Source organism: Klebsiella sp. LY (assembly GCF_004010915.1).
GTDB lineage: Bacteria > Pseudomonadota > Gammaproteobacteria > Enterobacterales > Enterobacteriaceae > Klebsiella > Klebsiella quasipneumoniae.
In genome coordinates, this window is record NZ_CP022444.1 from 701,834 (window position 1) to 726,755 (window position 24,922).

Below are 24,922 nucleotides of genomic sequence, written 5' to 3' on the forward strand. Positions count from 1 at the left end.
CGGGCTGTTACAGCCCTTTTTTCGCCAGCTCTTCTTTGAAGTTATCGCGGGTAATCAGCACCACATCGGTCACCGCAGTGAACTTCGGCGGCTCAACGCCCTTGGTGACCCAGTTGTAGAGCATTTCACTGGTTTTATAGCCATGGATGTCCGGGCTTGGCAGCAGGGAGCCATAGAAGCCGGTCGGCTGCGCCTTCGACAGTTCGTTGACAGCATCCACGCCGTTGATGCCAATACCAATCACATCCGGCGCTTTAAAGCCCTGCCCTTCTGTGGCACGCACGCCGCCAAGCACAGTGTTATCGTTCATCCCAACGATCAGCCAGTGTTTCACCTGCGGGTGCTGGACCAGCATTGAGTTACCGGCGTCAAACGCCCCCGGGATATCGTTAGATTTTGTCGGAACGCGGTAGATTTGCGCTTCCGGGAAGCCGGCCGCCTTCAGGGCATCGATGGAGCCGGTGGTGCGACGACGGGCGGTGTCCAGCTCATCGGCGGTGATGGCCATCACCGCAGTGTCTTTGACATCCCAGCCGCGTTTCTGCATTTCTTTATACAGCTCCTGTCCCTGGCGGGCGCCAATTTCGCTGGCCGCCATCATCACCAGCGGCACGCTCTCCATCGGTTTACCTTTGGCGTTGACGAACTGGTCATCGACGGTAATCACCTTCATGTCATAGCCGCGTGCTTTAGCGACTATCGCCGAGCCGAGTTTAGGATCGGGGGTACAGATGACAAAGCCCTTCGCGCCGCTGGCCGCCAGGCTATCGATGGCGTTGAGGGTTTTCTCACCATCCGGTACCGCTATTTTAATGACATCAAAGCCTAAATCTTTTCCTGCTTTATCAGCAAATTTCCACTCGGTCTGGAACCATGGCTCTTCCGGCTGTTTCACCAGAAAACCCAATTTAAGGTTTTCCGCCATAGCTGATTGTGACATAACCGCTGCGAGACCAATGGCCGTCAGCGCTTTAGTAAATTTGTGCATGGTAAACTCCAGCTTTAATTCGCTTTCATGTAGGGAAAAATCGGAATTAACTTTTTTATCAGCATCAAAACAAGGCATTAGAAAAATCGCATCCCCTACTGCCGTTGTTAGAGTAGTAATACCCGGAAATTATTTCTCCATACGAGAGCATTATCACATCGCGGAATTACAGTAATTGCGTACATAGATTTAGCAAAAAAAGACATAAAAAAAGACATAATTGTCATACAATTTAACCAGTGAATAGCAGGATCATCTATACCACCAGCAGGCTTATCCTTGTGATGTCAGTGGGTGTTTAACAGAGGGTTACGGCACTGTTATAACCAGCGGCTAAGGGGGTCGCAGCGGCGGTCGACTGCCCGCCGGCGCTGTTGTGCAACAGACGCGCGCCGCCAGTCCAGCGTCGGCCGTTTTATATCGCGATAAAACGGATCTTTTGCGTAATTTATTCCGAATTGATAAAAGATATTCCCGCTGCATAGGAAAGCCTGCAACAAAAAATAAAAATAATTATCATCACAACGAAACATTGCCCTCTGAAATAACTTATAGCTTTGAGTTATACGATGAATCTCGTAGTCAAATATCTATAACTTATACCTGACACACCGCACTCATTCCCCAGCCTGGGCCGCAATCCCACTGCATGTCGTCATGCAGGAATAATGGTGTAACAAAACGTAAATTATCCATCTTGAGAGTTTTCTTAATCGCACTCAGCGAGTATTCTTAAATTGTCGGCAAGTGGAAAAATTACCCGACTCATACGGAATGTGTAGAGTTTTATTATTCTGCAACAGTGCAGCGCGTCACTCTTTTATCCTGTTGTTTGCTCCAGGAACCGCTGACGCGCACCAGTAACCCCTTCCCGGTTAATAAGGATATTTTTATGGCAGTTCCAGGAATGGCACAAAAGCTAAACACCCAGATGAACCTTGAGTTCCACGCCTCTAACGTTTACCTGAACTTAAGCGAGTGGTGTGCCCGGCATCGCTTCGACGGCGCCGCGACATTTCTGCGCAACCGCGCGCAATGCAGCATCACCCTCACCATGCGCGTATTTGACTATCTGAAAAAAGCCGGCAACTGGCCGATAGTCAATCCCGACCGCGCCTGTAATCCCGAATGTACCTCGCTGGAAGATCTCTTTACCCAAACCCTGGTCGATTACCGCCAGCGGAGCAGTATGCTGAGCGGTCTCGCCGAGGAAGCCAAAGCGCAGAGCGATGACAACACCTGGCGTTTTCTGACCCGCCTGGCGGAAGAGCAGCAGCAGGATGGGCTGCTGCTGCAAAGCGTGCTCGAGGAAATTCGCAATGCCGACAAAGCCGGGATAGGTATGGAACAGACCGATCGCCGTCTGATGACCCTCGTCGGAGCGTCACAGAACCCCCACTAATCAGACGCGCCGGGCCTTTCTCGCCCGGTCAGGGGGAGCGCGTTCGCGCTGCCCCGCCCTGTTTATTAATCCGTTCTTGCTATTCTCCCCTGCTATTTATTCCTCAAACGAATAAAAAAGTTTTAACTCGATCCCATTCCCTCGTCACCGTTACCCCTTAGGGGGGATTAGTGAGCGCGGTCACTTTTTGTTGAGTCATAAAGAAATATAAAAACACTGTTTCAAAAATATAAAACACGAGGTTTATTTTTTATGGCTAGATACACGGCTTCAGCCTCTGAAGGGCTGCAGGGAAGACCGATCTTGTTACGCCATCAGTTAGCCTACGGCGGCGGTAACCTGTTAGGGAGTGGCGCACTGGCGATAAGCGGAGCATGGCTACTCTATTTTTATACGACCTTTTGCGGCCTGACGCTGATCGAGGCCTCATTTATCTTCTCCGTCGCCAGCATCATCGACGCCATCAGCAACCCGCTGATGGGCTATCTGACGGATAATTTTGGCAAAACGCGGTTAGGCAAGCGCTTTGGCCGTCGGCGCTTCTTTTTGCTGATCGGCATTCCTCTGATGCTGTTCTACCCGCTGCTATGGGTAGAGGGCCTGAGTTTCTGGTACTACCTGTGTACCTATGTGGTGTTTGAGATCATCTATACCTCCATCATGGTGCCCTATGAGACGCTGGCGACAGAGATGACCGATGATTTCTCGCTACGCTCAAAGCTCACCGGCTATAAAGCCATCTTCGGCAAGCTGGCCAACTTCCTCGCCGCGTTTATTCCCGGACAGTTCATTCTGCTGTACGGCAAAGATTCCGCCACCCCTTTCTTCCTCACCGGGCTGACCTATGGCGCGATCCTGATCGTCGCGATTACCTGCCTGTGGCTGTGCAGCTGGGAGCGCGAGCGTGCGGAAGCCGTGGATACCAGCGCGAAAAAGGGGCTGCTGAGCACCCTGCTGTCGCTGGCGAAAGACATGCGTTCCACCTTTTATCTGCGCGTGTTCCGCAAACATCTCGGTATGTACCTGTGCGGGTTTGGCGCGGAATGGCTGTTTGCCTCCATCTTCACCTATTTCGTGATATTCGTTCTGCAGCACGATCCGGCAATGGTGGCCGGGCTGAACAGCCTGAACTCGATTCTGCAGCTGATCTCCACCGCGCTGTTTATCGGTCTGTGTGTGAAAAAGGGCTTTAGCAAACCCTATATCCTCGCGCTGGGGATCGTGATTTTCGCAGTCCTGCTGTATACCTCGCTGTGGTTCTTCCATCTGCCGTCAGGCCTGGCGACAGTGCTGATGTTCGGTATTACCGTGCTGTTCGGCCTGGGGACCGGCGGGGTTTACTATATTCCCTGGACCGTTTACACCTTCCTCGCCGATGTCGACGAAATCTACACCGGACGCCGCCGGGAAGGCATCTATGCCGGCGCCATGACCTTCTCAGGGAAAATTCTGCGCTCGATTGTGGTGTTTTCGATGGGAGCCATCCTGAGCTTTTACGGTTTCCAGTCAAAAGCGCACAGCCAACCGGAAAGCGCCGTGACCGCCATCGCGGTGGTATTCTGCGTCGGTGTCGTCGCCTTAGCCCTGGCCGCCATCGTCTTCAGTAAGCAGATGAAACTGGACCGTAAAGCCCATCTGGTGGTTCTGCAGGAAGTCGCGCGGATTAAAGCTGGCGGTAAAATCAGTGATATTGCGCCGGAGGTGCGGGCAATCGTTGAGGATCTGGTTGGCCATCGCTACGAAGAGTGCTGGGGCAACAGCAAATTGTTTAAAACCGCTGAGCCTGCGCCAGTGCAGACCGTGGTTTCTCATTAAAGAAAAAGGCCCCGGCGGTAATCCGCGGGGCCGGTTATTAATGCGTTTCTTCCTGCGGGGTAAACTTCAGCTCAATCAGGGCAATCGCTTTTTGCACCGCGCGAAGCGTCACCGGGTCGGCAGAAGCCGGGTGACTGGCGAAGTCGATGGCTTTCAGCTGACTGGTCATTTTTTCACGCACTTCCACCGGCGCGATGACGTCAATCACGTCGAGGATCTGCTTGATAACCAGCTGGCAGGCAACCACATCGGAAACCAGCTCGTCGTGTTCGGTAAGATGTTGAGACATTAATTACTCCTTTTTTCAGGAGCGTAATAGTACCCTAAATCGATAACGATAATAAAACCTGCCGCGGCAGGTTTTTTTCACCACCCGAGTGGCTGGCCGCGCCTCTGCTGCCGCTTTGCCGAGGATCCTCTTGATGGCAGCGACAACATGAACACCGCGATCTCTTCCGGTAACGAACGTGCCTTTTCAGCCCCGGCGCTGCTGGTGGCTGGCGCCTTTTTTATGGAGTTTCTCGACGGGACGGTGATCGCTACCGCCCTGCCCGACATGGCGAGAGATTTTGGCGTCACCGCCGTCGAGCTTAATATCGGCATCAGCGCCTATCTGATAACCCTCGCGGTGCTGATCCCGGCCAGCGGCTGGATCGCCGATCGCTTCGGCGCCCGGGCTATCTTCACCCTCGCTCTGGCCATTTTTACCCTTGCCTCGATCTTTTGCGGCCTCTCCAGCGACGTGCATACCTTTGTCGCCATGCGTATCCTGCAGGGAATTGGCGGCGCGCTGATGGTCCCCGTCGGCCGTCTGGCGGTACTGCGCACCACGCCGAAACACCTGCTGATTAAAGCCATCGCCACCCTCACCTGGCCTGCGCTGGTGGCCCCCATTATCGGCCCGCCTTTGGGAGGCTTTATTACCCGCTACGCCAGCTGGCACTGGATCTTCTTTATCAATGTCCCGCTGGGCGTTGCGGCGATTATCCTGTCGCTGCGCATCATTCCTGATATCCGCGAAACGGAGCGGCGCGCCTTCGATATGACAGGATTTATCACGACCGCGGTGGCGATGGTTAGCCTGGTCACCGCGATGGAACGGCTCGGCGCTCGCCAGCCGGAGATCTGGCCCACGCTGGCCCTCGCGGCGCTGGGCTTCGGCTGTCTGTTATATTCCATTCGTCATTTCCGCCGGGCGGCGGCGCCTATGGTTCGTCTCGACGCCCTGCAGGTGCCGACGTTCCGGGTGACGATGTACGGCGGCTCGCTGTTCCGGGCCTCCATCAGCGCGGTGCCCTTTCTGCTCCCCCTGCTGTTCCAGGTGGGGTTCGGTATGGATCCCTTTCACTCCGGCCTGCTGGTGCTGGCGGTATTTGTCGGCAATTTAACCATTAAACCCGCCACCACGCCGCTGATCCGCTGGCTGGGCTTTCGTCGCCTGCTGTTGATCAACGGCGCGCTGAACGTCTGTTCGCTGCTGGCATGCGCGCTGCTCACGCCGCAAACCCCGGTCTGGGCGATCATGCTGATCCTTTATCTCGGCGGGGTGTTTCGCTCTGTTCAGTTCACGGGCGTGAGCACGCTGGCCTTTGCCGATGTCCCCGCCGCGCAGATGAGCGATGCCAATACCCTGTTCAGTACCGCGTCGCAGCTGGCGGTGGGGCTGGGGATCACGCTTGGGGCGATCGGCATTCGCCTGGGGGAACAGGTCGGCGACTGGCTGCACCTTTCCGCCGTGCCGGGGATCAGCTTTCGCCTGGCATTTGTGTTTATCGCGGTGATCTGTCTGGTGGGGATGATCGACAGCCTGCATCTGGCTAAAACGGCAGGCAGCAGCGTGTCGGCGAAGAAAACCTGAATGATGGAAGGGCCAGCGGCGCTGGCCCTGATAACGATTACCCGACGATCTGACGGACGAACGCTTCGATCGCTTTATCCTGGCAGTTTTCGAAGAAGCACTGCTGGAAGCGAGGGCCAGAGACCGCAGTTTTCACCAGCTCCGGATCGATGGCGCGCAGGGTGTCGAGATAATTTTCTTTGACTACCGCCGCTTTGACCTGGTTGAGGATCCCGGCATTACGCACCTGCGGTTCTTTGCGCTCCGGCGGATAGCCTTCGCCGTTACGACCGGTAAAGGCTTTTTCAAAGATAAAGCGCACATTCAGCTCGGCGCCCCAGCCGAAACCTTTGGCAAACGGCAGCGACAGCGCGTTACCGTTGTTGATCTGGGCAAACAGGAACGCGTCCGCCGGGTCGATACAGTAGCCGCAGACCACGCCAGGATGGATGTTCAGCGACATCAGCGCTCCCTGGCCGGTACCGCAGCCGGTGACCACGAAGTCGACCGCCTTCGAATTCAGCAGGATGCTGGCCATGATCCCGAGGTGAATATAGGTCAGATGATGATCGTTCTCATCGCTCATACCGACGTTAAAGACCGGAAATCCTTTTTCGTCGGCAACCGCGTTAAGCTCCTTGAGGATGATGGCGTTTTTGTTCGCCTGGCTGTTCTCCATCATCAGTGCAATCTTCATGGTTTACTCTCCTGAATGCTGTGCGGGCCTGCCCGCAGAATGTCATTGGCGTTGACTGCACTCTACTACCTGGAAAACAAACTTTCAAATTTTATGAAAAGTTGTTTTAAAAATTACGCAGCGCTTCACATTTTCACCGCCTCTGCCGCTCAGGTTACCGTGTCGCCCCTCATCAGGACCACTCCGCATGGCGCTCCCCACCAGGCAACCCGCAGAGGGCGTCGTTTCGCCTCCGCAAAAAACTAATAATAAATTAAAACCATTCTCATTTATTATTAAATTGCCAATGCGTGTTATTCCCATTAGCATTTTAAATAAATCCTTTTTAAATTTACTTTTTGCAAATAATTAAATAACAAATTATAGTGGCAGCCGATAACATCTATTTTTTAATTCCAGGAGCGCGACGATGCTGAAAACGGAAATGATCGACAAACTGAATGAACAGATGAATCTTGAACTTTATTCTTCTCTTCTTTATCAGCAAATGAGCGCCTGGTGCAGTTACCATAGTTTTGAAGGGGCTGCGGCCTTCCTGCGCCGCCATGCCCAGGAAGAGATGACCCATATGCAGCGCCTGTTCGACTACCTGACCGACACCGGCAGCCTGCCGCGCATCAACGCCATCGCCTCCCCGTTTGCCGAGTATGCGTCACTGGATGAACTGTTCCGCCAGACCTATGAGCACGAGCAGCTGATCACGCAAAAAATTAATGAACTGGCGCACGCGGCTATGACCAGTCAGGATTACCCGACCTTTAATTTCCTGCAGTGGTATGTCGCCGAACAGCATGAAGAAGAGAAATTATTTAAATCGGTAATTGACAAACTGACCCTCGCCGGGAAAAGCGGTGAAGGTCTGTACTTTATCGACAAAGAGCTGGCCACTCTCGATACGCAGAATTAATTGCTCGCGCCGCGACGCTTCTCCGTCGCGGCATTTTTAATGCTGGCAAATCTTATTTTCTGCGGTGGTAAACCCTGTCGCTCTGGCAATAAATTTACCTTTTTGCTCTAAAAACGCCACCAGCTCCGCAGCGCTCAGATTTTCCGCCGAACAGGTGTGAAAGCGCGCCTCTGCGCCAAAGCGACGGTGTATGGCCGCCTCCAGCGAAGCTGCCGTCCAGCACTCCCCCGACGCCAGCATCATCTGCAGCACTTCATGACCATGTATAGAAGACATAACCCCTCCGGAAAAAAACGTCAGCTTAGGCCAGACCGGCGGCCCGCGCCTTGCGCCAGCGCAGGCTTTCGCCCTTTCGAATTCGTAAAGTTTTGATTACACTGCTTGTAACCCTGATTTGACGAAAGACGCAATATCCCCTACTCTGCGCGGCATAAATTATTGTGATTTGCTGTAGGGATAGCGAAAAGCGTGAAGAACCGCACTCTGGGCAGTATTTTAATCGTAGCCGGCACCACAATCGGTGCAGGAATGTTGGCAATGCCATTGGCCGCCGCAGGCGTCGGGTTTACCGTCACGCTGGGTTTACTTTTCACCCTGTGGGCATTGATGTGCTATACCGCCCTTTTGCTGCTGGAAGTCTACCAGCATGTCCCTGCCGATATGGGGCTCGGTTCTCTGGCGGCGCGCTATCTGGGCCGTTACGGACAGTGGATCACCGGGTTGTGCATGCTGTTTCTGTTATACGCCCTCACGGCGGCCTACATCAGTGGCGCCGGCGAATTACTCGCTTCCAGCCTCAACCAGTGGCTGGACTGGCAGCTGCCGCCGGCCGCAGGCGTACTGATCTTCACCCTGCTCGGCGGGGCGGTGGTGTGCATTGGCACCGCGCTGGTCGACCTGTTCAATCGCTTCCTGTTTAGCGCCAAAATCGTCTTCCTGGTGATTATGCTGGCCCTGCTGATGCCGCACATTCATCAGGTGAATCTCCTCACGCTGCCGGTTGAGCAAGGCCTGGCGCTGTCGGCCATTCCGGTGATCTTTACCTCCTTCGGCTTTCACGGCAGCGTGCCGAGCATCGTCAGCTATCTGGGGGGCGATATCCGTAAACTGCGTCGGGTGTTTATTATCGGCAGTTTTATTCCGCTGGTGGCCTATATTTTCTGGCAGCTGGCGACGCTGGGCAGTATTGACGCCCCAGCCTTTACCGCCCTGCTGGCGCAACATGCCGGTCTGAACGGTCTGCTGGAGGCGATCCGCGAAGTGGTAGCGTCACCGCACGTGGAGCTGGCAGTACACCTGTTTGCCGACCTTGCGCTGGCGACCTCCTTCCTCGGCGTCTCGCTCGGGCTGTTTGATTATCTGGCCGATATGTTTCAGCGCAAAAACAACGTCAGCGGGCGTCTGCAGAGCGGGATGATCACCTTTTTGCCGCCGCTGGCGTTCGCCCTGTTCTATCCCCGCGGCTTCGTCATGGCCCTGGGCTACGCCGGGGTGGCGTTGGCCGTTCTGGCCCTGATGTTACCGGCCATGCTGGTCATGAAGAGTCGCCGACTGCATCCGCAGGCCGCCTGGCGGGTGGCCGGCGGCGCCCCGGCGCTGTGGCTGGTCCTGCTGTGCGGGATCGGCATCGTGGCGATCCAGTTCTGCATCGTCGCCGGGCTGTTACCGGCGGTGGGATAAAAGAAGGGGCCAGCCGGCCCCTTTTTCATTTCGCTAAGCAACACTGCTTATACTTTTTACCGCTGCCGCACGGGCAGGGATCGTTACGTCCGACTTTCGTCTCATTTCTTACCGGCTGCGGGACCACCTCCGGCTGCGGATTCGCCATCCAGTACTGGTAAAGCGCCAGCGCCGCCGGGGTGATACGCTCGATACTGGCGATAAATTCATCCGCCGTCAGATTATCCAGCGCGGAAAACTGTTCTTCGCTACCGTGAAGCGCAATCGCCTCCAGCTCAGGCTGAAGTTCAGCGGGTAGCGTCGACCAGTCGCTCAGCGCCACGCCGCGCAGATAGCCAAAACACCACTCTTCAACGATGGTTAGCTCCTGACCTTCCGCTTCGCGGGTGCCGAACAGCGGTTCGAACTGATCGGGATAAGACTCAAGCCGTTCGGCGATATCGCTCATATGCTGCAGCGTCAGATTGACAAAGCGATCGCGCTCGCGGTCGTTGGCCCAGCGTGGCACATTATCTGCGCCACCCCAGATCGCCAACAGCCACTGGGCGGGTTCAATAGCGGTGGGCGCCGAGAGGATCGCCGTCAGCAGGCCATCCAGTTCAGAGACATCCAGAATAGCGCCCTCGGTGGCGTATTTCGCCAGCGTCTCGTCCAGCCATTCCAGTTCGTTTTCGTTTAAGGGTCCGGTATTCATTCACAGGCTCGCATGGTAAAAATCGGGCCTACAGTAGCCGAAATGCCGGCAGAAAGCCACCCGGCTGCGCCCATTGCGCCTGCGCCGACCCGACACAATCAGGCCAGCCCTTGTAGCGCCGCCGCCACGTCGCGACAGGCCTCCTCCCCTAACGGCAGCAAGGGGCGGGGAAGCGAGTCAGGGTCGCACAATCCCAGGATGGCCGCAGCGGCGGCGATCACCCGCAGGCTGCCGCCGTAGCGGTCAAAGCACCGCCAGAGGGGCGCCAGTTGCTTATTCAGCGCCGCCACCTGTTCCGCGTCGCCGTGACGGATGGCTTTTACCAGCGCCAGTGAGATCCGGGGAAAGAGTCCGCCGCAGACCGAGTACCAGACCTCACAGCCGGCCTGCAAGCCCGCTGTCGCCCGGACGTCACCGCTCACGCCAAGCGTGACGCCGCAAGGCAGATGACGACGCAGCGCCGCCACCCGTTCGCTGGCCTGTGGCGCGGGCAGACCGGGAATTTTAATCGAGGCGATGGCCGGTAAGGCGGCAATGCGCCCCTGCAGCTCATCCGATAACGTCACATGGGTGGTACGGGGATTGTCATACAGGCAAACCGGCACCGAGGCATGCCGGCAGACCTCCTCGTAAAAAGCATAGATCTCCTCCGCAAACAGCGGCTGATAGGACATCATCGGCAGGAGCAATGCATCCGCCCCGGCCTGCTGGGCATCTTCCACCAGCCGCAGCACCTCGCTGGTGGCGATGGCGCCGACGCCGACCATCATCGGGGTCGACCCGGCATGCGCCTTCGCCACCTGCACGACCCGCTTGCGCTGCTCACGACTGAGATAAGCGTAGCTGCCGGTTGAGCCTAAGATGCCCAGGGAGTCGACTCCCGCATCGGTAAGACGAGCAAGAATACGAATAAACGCTTTTTCATCGATATTTTGCTGATGCAGCGGCGTCAACGGAAATGCGCAAAGCCCTGTGAACATGATGCCTCCGGCAGGCTGGGAGAAGTGTCCGGACGATAGTAGCAGGGAGAGATGGTTTTGTCCTGGGACAAATGAGCGATTGCCGGTGACAATGGAGTGGTTCTCCACTACGTGGCGATCCTATTCGCGATATTGCCGCTGTCAGCCCAGACATCGATAGCCACCCGATTCTGCCGAGGATATTCAACGACGCCGTTCCCTGCAGTCGCTATTTTTTGCTGCATTGCCAATCTTGAATCAATTTGCCATAAGACCGCATGATTGATGTTGTTATATATAAGCAGCAATTAAATAAGGTACCACTACGGCTTCAAATGGATAAAAAATGGCAGATGACAACCAGGAAAAATATCTAAAAATATGATTAATAAAGTCAACGTATAAAATATTACTGGGTCGACCTGGAGATCCTCACGCAACTTCTGACAAGCCGCTTGCAGAATCAACACAACTTCTTAACGCATCGCTGATAAACAGTGACGAGTTCAAGGGATTAACAACATCCAGAATGGCATTCGAGAATATGTGTCTCCCGCCACATTGTGTATCAGGGACGGAGACTCAAGAGCGGTTGGCTGTAAAGCACATTGTGTCTCCAGGAAGCCATTGTTTAACATCGCGGACACTGAAAAAATTCAATCTGAAAACACCTCTCTGCCTTTTGACTGGATTTTTTCCTGCCCCGCGATGGTCATCGATTGCCTGAAGGACGATTTTCACCCATCGCGATCCCTCGAACCGTTTAGGCGTATTACGTCCGGGCAGTAAAGAGGTTCAGGAACATATTAATAAGCGCGGATGGCAAGCTTTTTGTCATTTGCTGCAGAGAAGAGATCAATCTTGTAAAGGTGCCCCCGGCATTAGTCGCCGAACTTGCTCAGCATACGACGAACTTCTATCTGTTAGCTTTTTCACTGCGGAAACCCTCTCATATTCAACTGGAGAGCATCGCTCCTGGGGACAATTATTCGCTATATCGTTTTACCCCGGAGTCTGAAGAAAAATTTACCGGCAAATTCCCCTCGCTTACGGATGAGATGGTATTTATATCGACAGTACTTTCTTTCAACCTCGAACTATAGAGACGGTTTCAACGCCGGTCCGCTGTCTCGTCTTGTACCCACTCGCTTCCTCCCTGCTGGCCTGGGGGAGCGAGATCGTCCCGAACGCCTTATCCCCCACCCGTTAAGCCGATTATCCACCGCGACTCGGACCTGCTTCGCGACGGTAAGCCTTTACGCCAGAAGTCTGTGCCGGTCACAGACCTTGACTTCAAGCTTCTCCTTGCCCGGATTCAGAGCGGCACCCCGTATCTCCAGGCGCAGGCTTAGCCAGTGACAATAATTCGGGTGTAGCGCAAGATGGACAAGAGAAACAGGATGACATGTCGTGATGAAGAGGGATTTAAAAACAAAAAAACCACCCGTAGGTGGTTTCACGACACTGCTTATTGCTTTGATTATTCTGCTTTTATCCCAATGGTACCCGGAGTGGGACTTGAACCCACACAGCGCGAACGCCGAGGGATTTTAAATCCCTTGTGTCTACCGATTCCACCATCCGGGCTCGGGATATAAAGTGGAGGCGCGTTCCGGAGTCGAACCGGACTAGACGGATTTGCAATCCGCTACATAACCGCTTTGCTAACGCGCCTTTGATACTGAAGCACCCGCCTATGCCGATGCTATTAATTTGGAGCGGGAAACGAGACTCGAACTCGCGACCCCGACCTTGGCAAGGTCGTGCTCTACCAACTGAGCTATTCCCGCATCATCAAGTTTTTTGCTAATCACTTGATTTTGTTATCGTCTGGAAGACTGTGCCGCCGTTCGATGCGTTGCATTCTACTTATCTCTCGCGGTGAGTCAACGGTATTTTTCGCAACTTTGCATCGTTTGCTGAAAATAACGGCGAAACGATCACTGATCAAGCAAATCGCCGCGCGCCGCGTTCAAATATTGCAGCATCGACCACAGCGTCAGCACCGCCGCCACGAGGAAAAGCGCGATCCCTGCCCATTCCACCCACGGATAAGGACGCCACAGCATCCACACCAGGGCGGTCATCTGCGCGGTGGTTTTTACTTTGCCAATCCACGAGACCGCCACGCTGCTGCGTTTTCCCAACTCCGCCATCCACTCGCGCAGCGCGGAGATAATAATTTCCCGGGCAATCATCGTCGCCGCCGGCAGCGTGACCCACCAGGTGTGATAGTGCTCAGCGACCAGCACCATGGCGATAGCCACCATGACTTTATCGGCCACCGGATCGAGGAAGGCGCCGAACCGGGTACTCTGGTTCCAGCGACGGGCGAGGAAACCATCAAACCAGTCGGTCACAGCGGCAACAAAGAAAATCAGCGCGCAGGCAAACGGCGCCCAGCTAAAGGGCAGATAAAACGCCAGCACAAAGAACGGGATCAGGATGACGCGGAACAGAGTAAGCAACGTAGGGATATTAAATTGCATAGTGACGGGTAACTATCTGTTGTAAGTAAAAATTAGCCCTATGTTGCTACAGAGCCCCTAATGTTTCAACGAGTAGAAGATCTTTTCTGCCAGAGCGTGAGAGATGCCCGGTACTTTGGCAATTTCTTCGACGCTGGCCTGCTGTAGCCCCTGCAGTCCACCCATGTACTTCAGCAGCATCTGGCGACGCTTCGGCCCCACCCCCTCGATAGTCTCAAGCGAGCTGGTGTTCTTCACTTTCGCCCGTTTTTTGCGATGGCCGGAGATTGCATGATCATGCGATTCATCGCGGATATGCTGGATCACGTGCAGAGCCGGCGAATCCGGCGGCAGGCTAAACCCCTCGCCTTCCGGCTCAAAGAATAACGTTTCCAGGCCGGCTTTACGATCGCTACCTTTCGCCACGCCCAGCAGCAGCGGATGATGTTTATCCCAGGGGACGTCCAGCTCCGCAAACACCGCTTTCGCCTGCGCCAGCTGCCCCTTGCCGCCGTCTATCAGGATCACATCCGGAATCTTGTTGTCATCAATCGCTTTGCCATAGCGACGGCGCAGGACCTGATTCATCGCCGCATAGTCATCGCCCGGGGTGATGCCGGCGATATTGTATCGCCGGTACTCCGCGCGCAGCGGACCATTGCTGTCAAATACCACGCAGGAGGCGACGGTCTGTTCGCCCATGGTGTGGCTGATATCAAAGCACTCCATCCGCTTCACCGCCGGCAGCTCCAGCACGGAGGCCAGCGCCTGCAGACGCTGATGAATGGTCGATTGCTGAGACAATTTGGTGGTTAACGCCGTCGCGGCATTGGTGCGCGCCAGCTTAAGATAACGCGCCCGGTCGCCGCGCGGCTTGGTCTGCACATGGATTCGACGCCCCGCCAGTTCTGACAGCGACTCGGCCAGCAGCGTCTTATCTCCGAGGTTAAAGTCGAGCAAAATTTCCCCCGGCAGCGTGCGCATCTGGCTGCCCTGCAGATAGAACTGGCCGACAAAGGTCTCGACGACCTCGCCCAGCTCGGTGCCGCCAGGCACTTTCGGGAAGTAGCTGCGGCTGCCCAGTACTTTACCCTGGCGGATAAACAGTACATGGACGCAAGCCATGCCGGCATCGAAGGCAACCCCGATCACGTCAAGATCGTCGCCGGTGTTAGAGACAAACTGTTTCTCAGTCACGCGGCGGACGGCCTGAATCTGGTCGCGAATGCGCGCCGCCTCTTCAAACTCAAGGTTCTGGCTCGCCTTCTCCATCCGCGCGATGAGCTGAGTCAGCACCTGGTCATCTTTGCCGGCAAGAAACAGCCGCACATACTCCACCTGCTGTGCATACTCGTCTTCACTGACCAGCCCCGCCACGCACGGCCCGAGGCAGCGGCCAATCTGATACTGTAGACAGGGACGGGAGCGATTGCGGTAGACGCTGTTTTCACACTGACGGATGGGAAAGATCTTCTGCAGCAGCGCCAGGGTCTCGCGCACGGCATAGCCGTTGGGAAAAGGACCAAAATACTCGCCCTTCGCATGTTTGGCGCCACGATGCATCGCCAGACGCGGATGGGTATCGCCACTGAGGAAAATAAAAGGATACGACTTATCGTCGCGCAACAGCACGTTGTACCGCGGCTGGTACAGCTTGATATAGTTGTGCTCAAGCAGCAGCGCTTCCGTCTCGGTATGGGTGACGGTCACGTCGATTTGCGCGATCAGCGCCACCAGCGCTTCCGTTTTACGCGACGCGAGGTTGCTGCGGAAGTAGCTGCTGAGCCGCTTTTTCAAATCTTTGGCTTTGCCAACATAGATGACGGTTCCGCCAGCATCATACATCCGATACACACCGGGCTGGCTAGTTACCGTTTTCAGGAAAGCTTTTGCGTCAAAAACATCACTCACTGGCTTGCTAACGACTCCGCATTACACAGGCCATGGCGAATTGCCAGGTGGGTCAGCTCGACATCGCCATGAATGTTCAATTTGCTGAACATCCGATAGCGATAGCTGTTAACCGTTTTAGGACTCAGATTCAGCTGCTCTGAGATCTCATTCACCTTCTGACCTTTGGTGATCATCAGCATAATCTGCAATTCGCGTTCAGACAAACTGGCAAACGGCGATTCTGTTTTTTCCGGTTCAATCTGACTTAACGCCATTTGCTGAGCAATATCAGAGGCAATATAACGTTGCCCTGACGCGACGCAGCGAATCGCATTCACCACTTCCTGTGGCGCGGCGCCCTTACTGAGATAGCCTGCCGCCCCCGCCTGCATGACCTTGGCAGGTAAGGGATTCTCAGTATGCACGGTCAACATGATCACTTTCGTGCCCGCTACCGAGCGCGCAATTTTGCGCGTCGCTTCCAGACCCCCGATCCCGGGCATGTTCATGTCCATCAGGACGACATCGGCGGAATTAGCCCGGCACCACTTGACGGCGTCTTCGCCGCAGCAGGCTTCGCCAGCGACTTTAATCCCTTTTATATCTTCCAGAATGCGTCGTATCCCTGCGCGCACCAGTTCGTGGTCATCAACAAGAAGAACGTTGATCAAAGGAATAATCTCCAGAATGAGGGATAACGCTACTGATACTTTATCTCCCACATATTACCGGGTTTTATTGCTATTTTAAAAGGCAAAAAAATGCCCTCGCCTCGATTTGGCTCTCATTTATGGCAATGTCTGTGCACACTCAGTGGAAAGTCATTGCGAACAGTCGGTTGCACGAGTCTTATTTTTTAACAATCCCCATACAGAAGGCACAAAAAACACAACAGATTACGTAGCGCATAAATACGAGGCTAAATATGTAACAATTATTAACGTACTAAATAGATAGTGGCAATTATTGGCCTGACGATGGCTATTACGTCTTATCTGAAGCATAAAACCATTCACAGCTCAGATGAGAGAACAGAAATTAAGCACTCCTTTTTTTTCTGTCGCTTGTGGTATACTGCGCGGCCTTCACATTGAGTAGAGCGCAATAGCGCAGCGAGTAAACGAGGATATCGATGAGCACACCAGATTTTTCCACTGCAGAAAATAATCAGGAACTGGCGCAGGAAGTCTCCTGCCTGAAAGCGATGATGACGCTGATGCTGCAGGCGATGGGCCAGGCAGATGCGGGTCGCGTGATTATTAAAATGGAAAAGCAGATCGCGCAGATGGAAGATGAGGCTCAGGCCGCCGTATTCTCCAGCACCGTTAAGCAAATTAAACAAGCTTATCGGCAGTAATCCTGTACCGGCTGAAAGTATGACTGACAGCCGGTATCACGTCTGGCACGCAGAACGGCAGGCGCCTTCAGATTAACCCTGTCGCCACAGCGTAACAGGCAATTTGCGTTTTATTCGGCGCGTTAAATTTCCGTTGCATATTCTTCTGATGGAAATTGACCGTATTTTCCGAAATCGAGAGAATCATCGCCACCTCCGCAGAGGTCTTTCCTTCCGCGGTCCATTTGAGGATCTCCAGTTCGCGCCGGCTGAATTTCATCTCCGGCGGCATCACCATCTCATCTTCAAGACGCAAGAGCGTCAGCAGGCTCAGCTCCGTCAGCGTTCGCAAGCGCAGCTCCAGCTCATCTTCAGCATAAGCGTTCGGCAAACGGTTGTTCGCGGAGACGGAGAGAAAACCCTGAGCATGATTCGGCAACGTCAGGCACTGTGTCACCCCTTTTTGCAGACCATGGTCGCGCGCGCCGTCCCATAACGCCTGCGTATCGCGAAACAGCCCATCTTCCCACGGCAGATGGCCACGCATAAAATTCTCCGGGCGTAATACGGGATCTATGGCGAAATAATTCTCTGCCTGGTAATGAGACATCCATGCGCGGGGATAGGTCGACTGAAACGTGACGCGGGGGCGAGTGAAAGGCACCGGGTGACGCACACAAAGCGTATAGAAATCATATTCCAGCGTTTCTGTTTCTCGTTGCAGGAGATTATAAACCTCCTGAGCGGCGGCCATGGACTGAAATTGATGCAGCATATCCCGCCGCCAGCTGAAAAAATCATTGTCCCTCATAGCTGTGCAAATAACTCCTGATTGATAATCATTATTATAAATACAGAAAACTAACACATAAATCTTATTTATATGTATAAAATATCGTAGCTGTCGCATTTATTAGCCTGAAGACTTGCCTTTTCCCAGTTCGCTGCGCTGAAACTAAGGCCCCTCCCTTCATTTTCTACACCCTACAAGGGGGGATGGGAAGCGGTGTATACGGCCAGGGGAGTAAATAGCACAAAGACGTGACGATGGGGTGTTACCCCAGCGTGGAATTGGACTCATTGCGGCGGCTCACACGAAAGCGAGCCGCCGCGCCTGCGCCTGCTCTATTGCATCAGGAATTTTTCGAGGAACTGGCGGGTTCGCGGCTGCTGAGGCGAGGCGAACAGCGCTTTGGCCTCGCCTTGTTCAACGATGCGTCCCTGATCCATAAAAATCGCCCGATCGGCAACGTCGCGAGCGAAGCTCATTTCATGGGTCACGATAACCATGGTACGTTTCTCCTGCGCCAGCTGGCGGATGGTATTGAGCACCTCCCCTACCAGCTCGGGATCGAGAGCCGAGGTCGGTTCATCAAACAGGATCACGTCCGGACGCATGGCCAGCGCGCGGGCAATCGCGACCCGTTGCTGCTGCCCGCCAGAGAGGCGGCGCGGATAGCTGTTCTCTTTGCCGCTGAGGCCCACTTTCGCCAGCAGATCGCGCGCCCGCGCCATCGACTCCTGCTTGTCTTCACCTTTTACGATGACCGGCCCTTCAATGATGTTCTCCAGCACCGTCCGGTGGGGAAACAGGTTGAAGTTCTGGAAGACAAAGCCAACGTGCTGGCGCAGCCGACGGATAAGCCCTTTTTGCGGCCCGAGGCTGCGACCAGCGTCGATCGTCACATCGCCGACGCGGATAGTGCCGCTCTCCGGTTGCTCCAGCAGATTAATGCTGCGCAGCAGGGTGGTTTTACCCGAGCCGCTGGGGCCGATGATTGCCACCACTTCGCCTTCCTGCACCTCGAGGTCGATACCGTGGAGCACCGTCTGGCCATGGAATTTTTTCACCAGGCTTTTTACTTCAATCGCACTCATTTCGGATCACGCTCCTGGCGGTTCAGCTGGTTTTCAAAATAGTTCTGCAGCGAGGAGAGTACCGTCGCCATCACCCAGTAGATCAGAGAGGCGGCCAGATACATGGTGAAGACCTCCAGCGTACGCGAGGTGATAAGCTGCGCCTGACGGAACAGCTCCGGCACCTGGATCGTCGCCGCCAGCGAGGTATCTTTTACCAGGCTGATAAAACTGTTAGAGAGCGGCGGCAAAGCGACCCGCGCCGCCTGGGGTAAAATAGCCCGACGCATCGTCTGCCAGGGGGTCATACCGATACTGGCCGCCGCTTCCCATTGCCCTTTGTCAATCGAGGCGATGGCCGCGCGCAGGGTTTCCGCCGCGTAGGCCGCCGTGTTCAGCGATAAGCCGATCATCGCCGCCGGGATCGGGTCAAGCTCAATGCCAAACTGCGGCAAACCGTAGTAGATCATAAACAGCTGAGCGATAAGCGGTGTCCCGCGAAAAATGGAGATATACATGCGCGCCAGCCATTTTACCGGCCAGAGGGTCGACATGCGCATCAGCGCCAGGATAAAGCCCAGCACCAGGCCGAAAAACATCCCGCCAATGCTCAGCTGCAGCGTAAAGACGGCGCCTTTCAGTAGAAAAGGCGCAGAATCGATGACCAGTTGAATACTTTCTTGCATGCTGTGGTTTCTGTATTAGAGGTGAGGATGATAGGCAAACAGCGCCGGCGCTCCGCCGGTATGGACGAACAAAATCGGCCCTTCATCCTTAAAGCGTTTCTGCGTAATGCCATCGATAAGTCCGGCCATCGCTTTGCCGGTATAAACCGGGTCGAGCAAAATACCTTCCAGTTGCGCCAGCAGCTTCACGGCGGCCATTCCTTCCTCATTTGGCGTCCCGTAGCCTGGGGCAAAGTAATCGTCCCACAGGATGATGTCGGCTTTCGCCTGCAGCTCAAGGCTGTGGGCCACGGCCTGCTGCAGCGCTACCACTTTCGGCAGCTGGTCGGCAACAGCGCGCGACACCGTCACCCCAATCAGTTCCGCCTGCGGCATCAGCTGTTCAAGGCCGACCGCCAGTCCGGCATGGGTGCCGGCGCTCCCGGAGGCGACCACCACCGACGAAATCTCCACCGCGTCTTCGCACTGCTGGGCGATTTCCAGCGCGCTTTCCACATAGCCTAGCGCCCCAAGGGCGTTTGAACCGCCGACCGGAATGACATACGGGCGGTACCCCTGCGCTTCGATACGGGTCGCCAGCTCGTCGAGCTGCGCAGCGGGATCGGTCAGGGCATCGCACATCTCAACCTGGGTATTAAACAGATCCAGCAGCAGGCGGTTGCCATTGCTCAGATAGTTCTCCGCACGGGTGCCGATGGGATTTTCCAGCAGCGCCACGCAGTGCAGGCCCAGTTTGGCGGCGACCGCCGCCGTCTGGCGCACATGGTTAGACTGGATCGCGCCGGCGGTAATTAAAGTATCCGCCCCTTCGCGCAGCGCATCGGCGGCGAGAAACTCCAGCTTGCGCAGTTTGTTTCCCCCCATCGCCAACGGCGTCGTATCATCACGTTTGATAAATATTTCGCGCCCGAGGTGATCGGACAGACGCGGCAGATACTCCAGCGGCGTCGGCGCGCCGATCAATTCCAGACGCGGAAAGCGGGTTAAATTTTGCAGTGACATGGCCCCTCCTGACTCAGTTATGCTTCATTATGCACACAGTTACGCGCTAAATAAAAAAAGGCGCTTCCAGGAGCGCCTTTTTTCACCGCTGGCCTTTATTTTGTCACGTCAGCGCCAAACCATTTCTCTGACAGGGCCTTCAGGCTGCCATCTTTCTGCATATCCGCGATCGCGCCATCTACCGCTTTCAGCAGGTCATCGTTGCCTTTGCGTAGTGCAACGCCAGCTTCCTGACGGGAGAACGCTTCGCCGGTTACCGCCAGCGTGTTGTTAGTTTTCTTCACCAGATCCAGCGCCGCCAGACGGTCAACCAGAATGGCGTCAATACGGCCTACGCGCAGATCCTGGTATTTGGTCGGATCGTCATCATAGGTGCGGACATCCACGCCCTGGACGTTCTGACGCAGCCACTCTTCATAGTTTGTGCCCAGCCCGACGCCCACTTTCTTGCCTTTCAGATCCGCTGCGGTTTTAATCGCGCCTTCGTTGCCTTTCTTCACCAGCGCCTGCACACCGGAGATCGTGTACGGGGTGGAGAAATCGTATTTTTTCTTACGTTCATCAGAGATAGTGACCTGGTTAATCACCACGTCAATGCGCTTGGAATCCAGCGAGGCCAGCATACCGTCCCACTTGGTCGGTTTGAGGTCAGCCTTCACGCCCAGATGTTTCGCCAGCTCGTTGGCGAACTCCACTTCAAAGCCGGTCAGCTTACCGTCATCGCCCTGGAAGCTAAAAGGAGGATAGGTGCCTTCGAGGCCCACGCGCAGGGTGCCGCGCTCTTTAATCTGATTGAGCAGGTTTTCCGCCGCAAAAGTTTTCACGCTAACGCCAGCCATCAAAACAACGGCCATCGCGCCCATCAGCGCCTGACGACCCAGAAGTGCTAATTTCATAGATACCCCGAAGGTTAGGATTTTCCTGTAGTGTAAAGCGCTTAACGGCCCGACACCAACATCGTTACGCTACATCTTATGCAAATTTATTATATATGATCCGCTTTAGGGTATAGCGAAATTCAGGGCTTTCCTCACCCGTTTTGCGGGATATCTCCCATACTGCAAAGGTCAGCCTGTTGACGTCTGGAGCATGGAAGATGAAAAACCCCACCTTGTTGCAATGTTTTCACTGGTACTACCCCGCCGGCGGCGAACTGTGGCGTGAAGTCGAAGCGCTGGCCCCCAGTCTTAACGAAATCGGCATCAATATGGTCTGGTTGCCCCCCGCCTACAAAGGCGCCTCGGGCGGCTATTCCGTCGGCTATGACACCTACGATCTCTTCGACCTCGGCGAGTTTGATCAAAAGGGCTCTGTCGCCACCAAATATGGCGATAAGACCCAGCTGCTGGCGGCGATCAACGCCCTGAAGGAGCACGACATCGCCGTGCTGCTGGACGTGGTGGTGAACCATAAAATGGGCGCCGATGAAAAAGAGGCCCTGCGCGTGCAGCGCGTTGATGAGCAAGATCGCACGCAAATTGACGAGACGATCATCGAGTGCGAGGCATGGACTCGCTATACCTTCCCGGTGCGCGCCGGACAGTATTCGCAGTTTGTCTGGGACTACAAGTGCTTTAGCGGCATTGACCACATCGAGAATCCGACGGAAGACGGTGTATTTAAAATCGTCAACGACTACACCGGCGAAGGCTGGAATGAACAGGTCGATGACGAGCTTGGCAACTTCGACTACCTGATGGGCGCCAATATCGATTTTCGTAATCACGCCGTCACCGAAGAGATCAAATACTGGGCGCGCTGGGTGATGGAGCAAACCGGTTGCGACGGTTTTCGTCTTGACGCTGTGAAGCATATCCCCGCATGGTTTTACAAAGCGTGGATCGAGCATGTTCAGGAGGTAGCCCCGCAGCCGCTGTTTATTGTTGCGGAATACTGGTCCCATGAAGTGGAAAAGCTCCAGCAGTATATCGATCTGGTCGAGGGCAAGACGATGCTGTTTGACGCCCCGCTGCAGATGAAATTTCATGAAGCGTCCCGCCAGGGGCGCGATTACGACATGAGCCAGATTTTCAGCGGGACGCTGGTGGAAGCCGACCCCTTCCATGCCGTCACCCTGGTCACCAACCATGATACCCAGCCGCTGCAGGCGCTCGAGGCGCCTGTTGAGCCATGGTTTAAACCGCTGGCCTATGCGCTGATCCTGTTGCGTGAAAATGGCGTACCCTCGGTCTTCTATGCCGATCTCTTCGGCGCCTCCTATGAGGATACCGGCGGCGACGGACAAACCTACGCCATAGAAATGCCCGTTATCGAACAACTCCACGAGCTGATCGACGCCCGTCAGCGTTTTGCCCACGGCGTGCAGACTCTCTGGTTCGATCACCCCAACTGCATTGCCTTCAGCCGCAGCGGCACGGACGAGGATCCCGGCTGCGTGGTGGTGATGTCCAATGGTGATGAGGGAGAAAAGACCCTGACGCTGGGCGAGAATTATGGCAACAAACGCTGGCGGGATTTCCTGGGCAATCGGGAAGAGATTGTCGAAACCGACGGCGAAGGCTGCGCCACCTTTACCTGTAACGGAGGAAGCGTCAGCGTGTGGGTGCTGGAGGCGGTGCTGTAGTCATCTGACGCCGGACGGGCCAGCGGTGGCCCGCCGGAATCTTAGTGCGCGGTGGTCGGCGCGCTGACTGGAGCGGTGGCACGCGCTTTAGCCCACGCTTTCTCGCACTCCGGGGTGAGACGTTCAACGCGGGTCAACGTCATACGATCGTAGGAAAGGGTGTTGCCCTCGCGCTCGATCGGGTAGATATCCAGGGAAGCGGTCACGTTGTAGATATCGCTATCGCGGTTCATCAGTTTCCCCGGCTGGGCGATCACGCGCTGCCACTGGCGGCAGTCGAAGGTGTCCCCATCTTTGGTGACGATCAGGCTGGCGATGGCGTCCGGACTCATCATCTCACTCTGCGGCCCTTTCGTCTGCCAGTAGCCTTCCAGGCCTGCCGGCGCGGGGGCTTTAACAACGTCTTCGTAACGATCAACCTGCACGCATCCGGCCAGCGCCACCACCATGCCAGCAAAAACTAACTGTTTCATCATTCATCCCACAAGCTGATAAAAAAGTATTGTGGCATTAAAGCGTTAAGCCTTCCACCCCCGCAGCGGGCGGAGAAGCCGGGTAAAACACGGCCAGGCATCGCGACCTTCATATGAAATAAGGAAATTCTGAAAGTAAAAGAATCTTTGGCGCCTAACCATAGCAGCCACGGGCACTTTTTGTTTTTAATTCGCTCACACTACCGGTTCTCGACTTTACTTTAAGAGTTTTCCTGGCAAATTATATGCAGAGATGCGGAATAGTTTAATGGAACTAATGGGTTCTTTCTTAAACCTACTATTATTACCGCCCGCAAGGACTGCTTCGCACAGCCAGTGCGAAGTGTATATCGTTACGTGTTGATTGAGGATGGGTCATGTCAACGATGATTATGGATTTGTGCAGTTATACCCGGTTAGGACTTACGGGATATCTGACCAGTCGGGGAATTAAAAAACAGGAAATCGTTGAGGTCAACTGCGCTGAGGATCTGCACAGGCACTGTGCGTCATGTTGCCCGGCGGTGGTGTTTCTGAATGAAGATTGCTTTGTGCATGATGATGAAAGTAATAACATTATTCGCCAGATCATCACGCAAAATCCGGCGACGCTGTTTGTGATTTTTATGTCGCTGGCGAACATCCATTTTGACCGCTATCTGCGGGTACGTAAGAATCTGCTAATCAGTTCAAAATCGATCACCCCAAAAGACCTTGATGTCATTCTGGTTAATTATCTTAAATACAAGAACACGAGCCTGGGGCAGTTGAATTTACCGACGTTGTCGCTAAGCAAAACAGAATCAAATATGCTGCAAATGTGGATGGCCGGGCATGGTACTTCGCAAATTTCAACGCAAATGAACATCAAAGCGAAAACGGTATCATCGCACAAAGGTAATATTAAAAAGAAAATACAGACGCATAATAAGCAGGTGATTTACCACATCGTTCGGCTGACCGAAAACATTACCAGTGGTATTCAGGTGAATCTACGCTGAAACAAACTGGCGGTGGTCCCGCCAGTTCGGTTTTACGAGATTTCTTTTTCCACGAAGATCCCATCCGGGTGCCCTATTTCATTGAAAAACCAGATCCCCAGGGGATAGTCTTCCAGCGAAACCAGATACATCGTCCCTTCGCTAAACGACTCAATTGCCAGCACTACGCCCGATCGACGTGGGCCACCGTCGGTCTTCACCGTGACACGATCGTTCACCTGCATAATCCATCTCCTCTCTATTTTCAGCCAGTGTAGAACAAAACCACGCCGCTCGCAGCGTCGCGGCCGGTGACTGGCGTTTTTTTAGACCGACTATACTTAAAAAGGCTTGAGCGACGCTCAGCGAGGGGGGTAATGATGAAGAACCGATTGACAGACCAGACCGGGAACGACGTTGATGTGAACGTTGATGCTCTACTGGCAGCGATTAATGAGATCAGCGAAAGCGAAGTCCACCGCATCCTCGATGACCCTCAGCGCGCCAGTATCGATGGCCGCGGGGCGCATACCTGGCGCGAACTGGCGGAGGCATTTGAACTCGATATTCATGATTTCAGCGCCAGTGAAGCCAACCGCTAGTGATGGGCGAAAAAAATCCCGACTCGCAGGAGTCGGGATCAAACTTGCTAATGCAAGAAGCA

Annotated in this window: 26 protein-coding genes, 3 tRNA genes and 1 pseudogene; 10 read left to right on the forward strand and 20 right to left on the reverse strand. The window is 54.7% G+C overall.

Annotation, left to right across the window (positions count from 1 at the left end; genetic code table 11):
- Window positions 1-7: 7 nt before the first annotated feature.
- On the reverse strand, window positions 8-988 hold the full coding sequence (locus tag CE636_RS06240) for an arabinose ABC transporter substrate-binding protein (protein ID WP_025999239.1): 981 nt from the start codon (window positions 986-988) through the stop codon (window positions 8-10).
- 892 nt (window positions 989-1,880) lie between these two features.
- Between CE636_RS06240 and CE636_RS06250 the strand changes: the two genes are divergently transcribed.
- Entirely contained in the window at window positions 1,881-2,390 is a 510-nt protein-coding gene (locus CE636_RS06250) for a non-heme ferritin-like protein (protein ID WP_017900229.1), read from the forward strand.
- 160 nt (window positions 2,391-2,550) lie between these two features.
- Here the strand turns inward: CE636_RS06250 and CE636_RS29630 are convergent.
- Window positions 2,551-2,628: pseudogene (locus tag CE636_RS29630) on the reverse strand (succinate dehydrogenase); the annotation flags it as partial.
- 65 nt (window positions 2,629-2,693) lie between these two features.
- Between CE636_RS29630 and CE636_RS06260 the strand changes: the two are divergent.
- A complete protein-coding gene (locus tag CE636_RS06260; RefSeq protein WP_004203444.1) occupies window positions 2,694-4,205 on the forward strand; it encodes an MFS transporter in 1,512 nt (503 codons plus the stop codon).
- 37 nt (window positions 4,206-4,242) lie between these two features.
- Here the strand turns inward: CE636_RS06260 and CE636_RS06265 are convergent, their stop codons facing one another.
- Window positions 4,243-4,494 carry a DUF2766 family protein gene (locus CE636_RS06265; RefSeq protein WP_004203448.1) on the reverse strand — a complete coding sequence of 84 codons (252 nt, stop codon included), beginning with the start codon at window positions 4,492-4,494 and terminating at the stop codon, window positions 4,243-4,245.
- Between the two features lie 147 nt (window positions 4,495-4,641).
- Here CE636_RS06265 and CE636_RS06270 point away from each other — a divergent pair, with 147 nt between their 5' ends.
- Window positions 4,642-6,063: an MFS transporter gene (locus CE636_RS06270; protein WP_017900231.1), complete on the forward strand. Its 1,422-nt coding sequence runs from the start codon at window positions 4,642-4,644 to the stop codon at window positions 6,061-6,063.
- Between the two features lie 37 nt (window positions 6,064-6,100).
- On the opposite strand, the gene CE636_RS06275 is transcribed toward CE636_RS06270, so the two are convergent.
- Window positions 6,101-6,739, reverse strand: coding sequence for an RpiB/LacA/LacB family sugar-phosphate isomerase (locus tag CE636_RS06275; RefSeq protein WP_004203450.1), 639 nt, complete (start codon window positions 6,737-6,739; stop codon window positions 6,101-6,103).
- Window positions 6,740-6,926: 187 nt separating this feature from the next.
- Between CE636_RS06275 and CE636_RS29390 the strand changes: the two genes are divergently transcribed.
- Together CE636_RS29390 and ftnA are read left to right on the forward strand one after the other, a co-directional pair.
- The gene (locus CE636_RS29390; protein ID WP_032447041.1) at window positions 6,927-7,091 is read left to right on the forward strand and encodes a hypothetical protein; all 165 of its coding nucleotides are present in this window, start codon (window positions 6,927-6,929) and stop codon (window positions 7,089-7,091) included.
- 57 nt (window positions 7,092-7,148) lie between these two features.
- Window positions 7,149-7,646, forward strand: coding sequence for a non-heme ferritin (ftnA, locus tag CE636_RS06280; RefSeq protein WP_004203451.1), 498 nt, complete (start codon window positions 7,149-7,151; stop codon window positions 7,644-7,646).
- Between the two features lie 36 nt (window positions 7,647-7,682).
- Here the strand turns inward: ftnA and CE636_RS06285 are convergent, their stop codons facing one another.
- Entirely contained in the window at window positions 7,683-7,922 is a 240-nt protein-coding gene (locus CE636_RS06285; protein ID WP_004203452.1) for a YecH family metal-binding protein, read from the reverse strand.
- Window positions 7,923-8,114: 192 nt separating this feature from the next.
- Here CE636_RS06285 and tyrP point away from each other — a divergent pair, with 192 nt between their 5' ends.
- A complete protein-coding gene (tyrP, locus tag CE636_RS06290; protein ID WP_004203453.1) occupies window positions 8,115-9,326 on the forward strand; it encodes a tyrosine transporter TyrP in 1,212 nt (403 codons plus the stop codon).
- A gap of 25 nt (window positions 9,327-9,351) precedes the next feature.
- Here the strand turns inward: tyrP and CE636_RS06295 are convergent, their stop codons facing one another.
- From CE636_RS06295 to uvrY, 8 genes are all read right to left on the reverse strand, one after another.
- Window positions 9,352-10,020: a YecA family protein gene (locus CE636_RS06295; protein WP_004203454.1), complete on the reverse strand. Its 669-nt coding sequence runs from the start codon at window positions 10,018-10,020 to the stop codon at window positions 9,352-9,354.
- A 98-nt stretch (window positions 10,021-10,118) separates the two neighbouring features.
- Window positions 10,119-11,000 carry a dihydrodipicolinate synthase family protein gene (locus CE636_RS06300; protein ID WP_017900232.1) on the reverse strand — a complete coding sequence of 294 codons (882 nt, stop codon included), beginning with the start codon at window positions 10,998-11,000 and terminating at the stop codon, window positions 10,119-10,121.
- Between the two features lie 1,479 nt (window positions 11,001-12,479).
- A tRNA-Leu gene (locus CE636_RS06310) sits at window positions 12,480-12,566 on the reverse strand.
- 13 nt (window positions 12,567-12,579) lie between these two features.
- Window positions 12,580-12,653, reverse strand: a tRNA-Cys gene (locus tag CE636_RS06315).
- Window positions 12,654-12,693: 40 nt separating this feature from the next.
- Window positions 12,694-12,769 (reverse strand) — tRNA-Gly (locus CE636_RS06320).
- Between the two features lie 150 nt (window positions 12,770-12,919).
- A complete protein-coding gene (pgsA, locus tag CE636_RS06325) occupies window positions 12,920-13,468 on the reverse strand; it encodes a CDP-diacylglycerol--glycerol-3-phosphate 3-phosphatidyltransferase (protein ID WP_004141115.1) in 549 nt (182 codons plus the stop codon).
- A 57-nt stretch (window positions 13,469-13,525) separates the two neighbouring features.
- Entirely contained in the window at window positions 13,526-15,358 is a 1,833-nt protein-coding gene (gene uvrC / locus CE636_RS06330; RefSeq protein WP_017900233.1) for an excinuclease ABC subunit UvrC, read from the reverse strand.
- Window positions 15,355-16,011, reverse strand: a complete 657-nt coding sequence (gene uvrY / locus CE636_RS06335) for a UvrY/SirA/GacA family response regulator transcription factor (protein ID WP_002911539.1) — start codon at window positions 16,009-16,011, stop codon at window positions 15,355-15,357. Before uvrY ends, uvrC begins: the two co-directional genes overlap by 4 nt.
- A gap of 461 nt (window positions 16,012-16,472) precedes the next feature.
- Between uvrY and CE636_RS06340 the strand changes: the two genes are divergently transcribed.
- Complete coding sequence (locus CE636_RS06340; RefSeq protein WP_004203457.1) at window positions 16,473-16,697, forward strand: DUF2594 family protein; 225 nt, start codon at window positions 16,473-16,475, stop codon at window positions 16,695-16,697.
- 67 nt (window positions 16,698-16,764) lie between these two features.
- On the opposite strand, the gene sdiA is transcribed toward CE636_RS06340, so the two are convergent.
- From sdiA to tcyJ, 5 genes are all read right to left on the reverse strand, one after another.
- Entirely contained in the window at window positions 16,765-17,487 is a 723-nt protein-coding gene (gene sdiA / locus CE636_RS06345) for a transcriptional regulator SdiA (RefSeq protein WP_017900234.1), read from the reverse strand.
- A 314-nt stretch (window positions 17,488-17,801) separates the two neighbouring features.
- On the reverse strand, window positions 17,802-18,554 hold the full coding sequence (gene tcyN / locus CE636_RS06350) for an L-cystine ABC transporter ATP-binding protein TcyN (protein ID WP_004203465.1): 753 nt from the start codon (window positions 18,552-18,554) through the stop codon (window positions 17,802-17,804).
- Window positions 18,551-19,219, reverse strand: a complete 669-nt coding sequence (gene tcyL, locus CE636_RS06355) for a cystine ABC transporter permease (protein WP_004203466.1) — start codon at window positions 19,217-19,219, stop codon at window positions 18,551-18,553. The genes tcyN and tcyL overlap by 4 nt, the downstream gene beginning before the upstream one ends.
- Before the next feature lie 15 nt (window positions 19,220-19,234).
- Window positions 19,235-20,221, reverse strand: a complete 987-nt coding sequence (gene dcyD / locus CE636_RS06360; RefSeq protein ID WP_017900235.1) for a D-cysteine desulfhydrase — start codon at window positions 20,219-20,221, stop codon at window positions 19,235-19,237.
- A 95-nt stretch (window positions 20,222-20,316) separates the two neighbouring features.
- On the reverse strand, window positions 20,317-21,117 hold the full coding sequence (gene tcyJ / locus CE636_RS06365) for a cystine ABC transporter substrate-binding protein (RefSeq protein WP_004203468.1): 801 nt from the start codon (window positions 21,115-21,117) through the stop codon (window positions 20,317-20,319).
- A 200-nt stretch (window positions 21,118-21,317) separates the two neighbouring features.
- Here tcyJ and amyA point away from each other — a divergent pair, with 200 nt between their 5' ends.
- Entirely contained in the window at window positions 21,318-22,805 is a 1,488-nt protein-coding gene (amyA, locus tag CE636_RS06370) for an alpha-amylase (protein ID WP_004203469.1), read from the forward strand.
- A 41-nt stretch (window positions 22,806-22,846) separates the two neighbouring features.
- On the opposite strand, the gene yedD is transcribed toward amyA, so the two are convergent.
- Window positions 22,847-23,281, reverse strand: a complete 435-nt coding sequence (gene yedD, locus CE636_RS06375; protein WP_072140493.1) for a lipoprotein YedD — start codon at window positions 23,279-23,281, stop codon at window positions 22,847-22,849.
- A gap of 374 nt (window positions 23,282-23,655) precedes the next feature.
- Between yedD and rcsA the strand changes: the two genes are divergently transcribed.
- Window positions 23,656-24,279, forward strand: a complete 624-nt coding sequence (rcsA, locus tag CE636_RS06380) for a transcriptional regulator RcsA (RefSeq protein ID WP_004203475.1) — start codon at window positions 23,656-23,658, stop codon at window positions 24,277-24,279.
- A gap of 32 nt (window positions 24,280-24,311) precedes the next feature.
- Here rcsA and dsrB read toward each other — a convergent pair whose 3' ends face one another.
- The gene (gene dsrB, locus CE636_RS06385) at window positions 24,312-24,503 is read right to left on the reverse strand and encodes a protein DsrB (RefSeq protein WP_004203477.1); all 192 of its coding nucleotides are present in this window, start codon (window positions 24,501-24,503) and stop codon (window positions 24,312-24,314) included.
- A gap of 135 nt (window positions 24,504-24,638) precedes the next feature.
- Here dsrB and yodD point away from each other — a divergent pair, with 135 nt between their 5' ends.
- Window positions 24,639-24,860 carry a YodD family peroxide/acid resistance protein gene (gene yodD / locus CE636_RS06390; RefSeq protein WP_004203478.1) on the forward strand — a complete coding sequence of 74 codons (222 nt, stop codon included), beginning with the start codon at window positions 24,639-24,641 and terminating at the stop codon, window positions 24,858-24,860.
- Window positions 24,861-24,922: the final 62 nt, after the last annotated feature.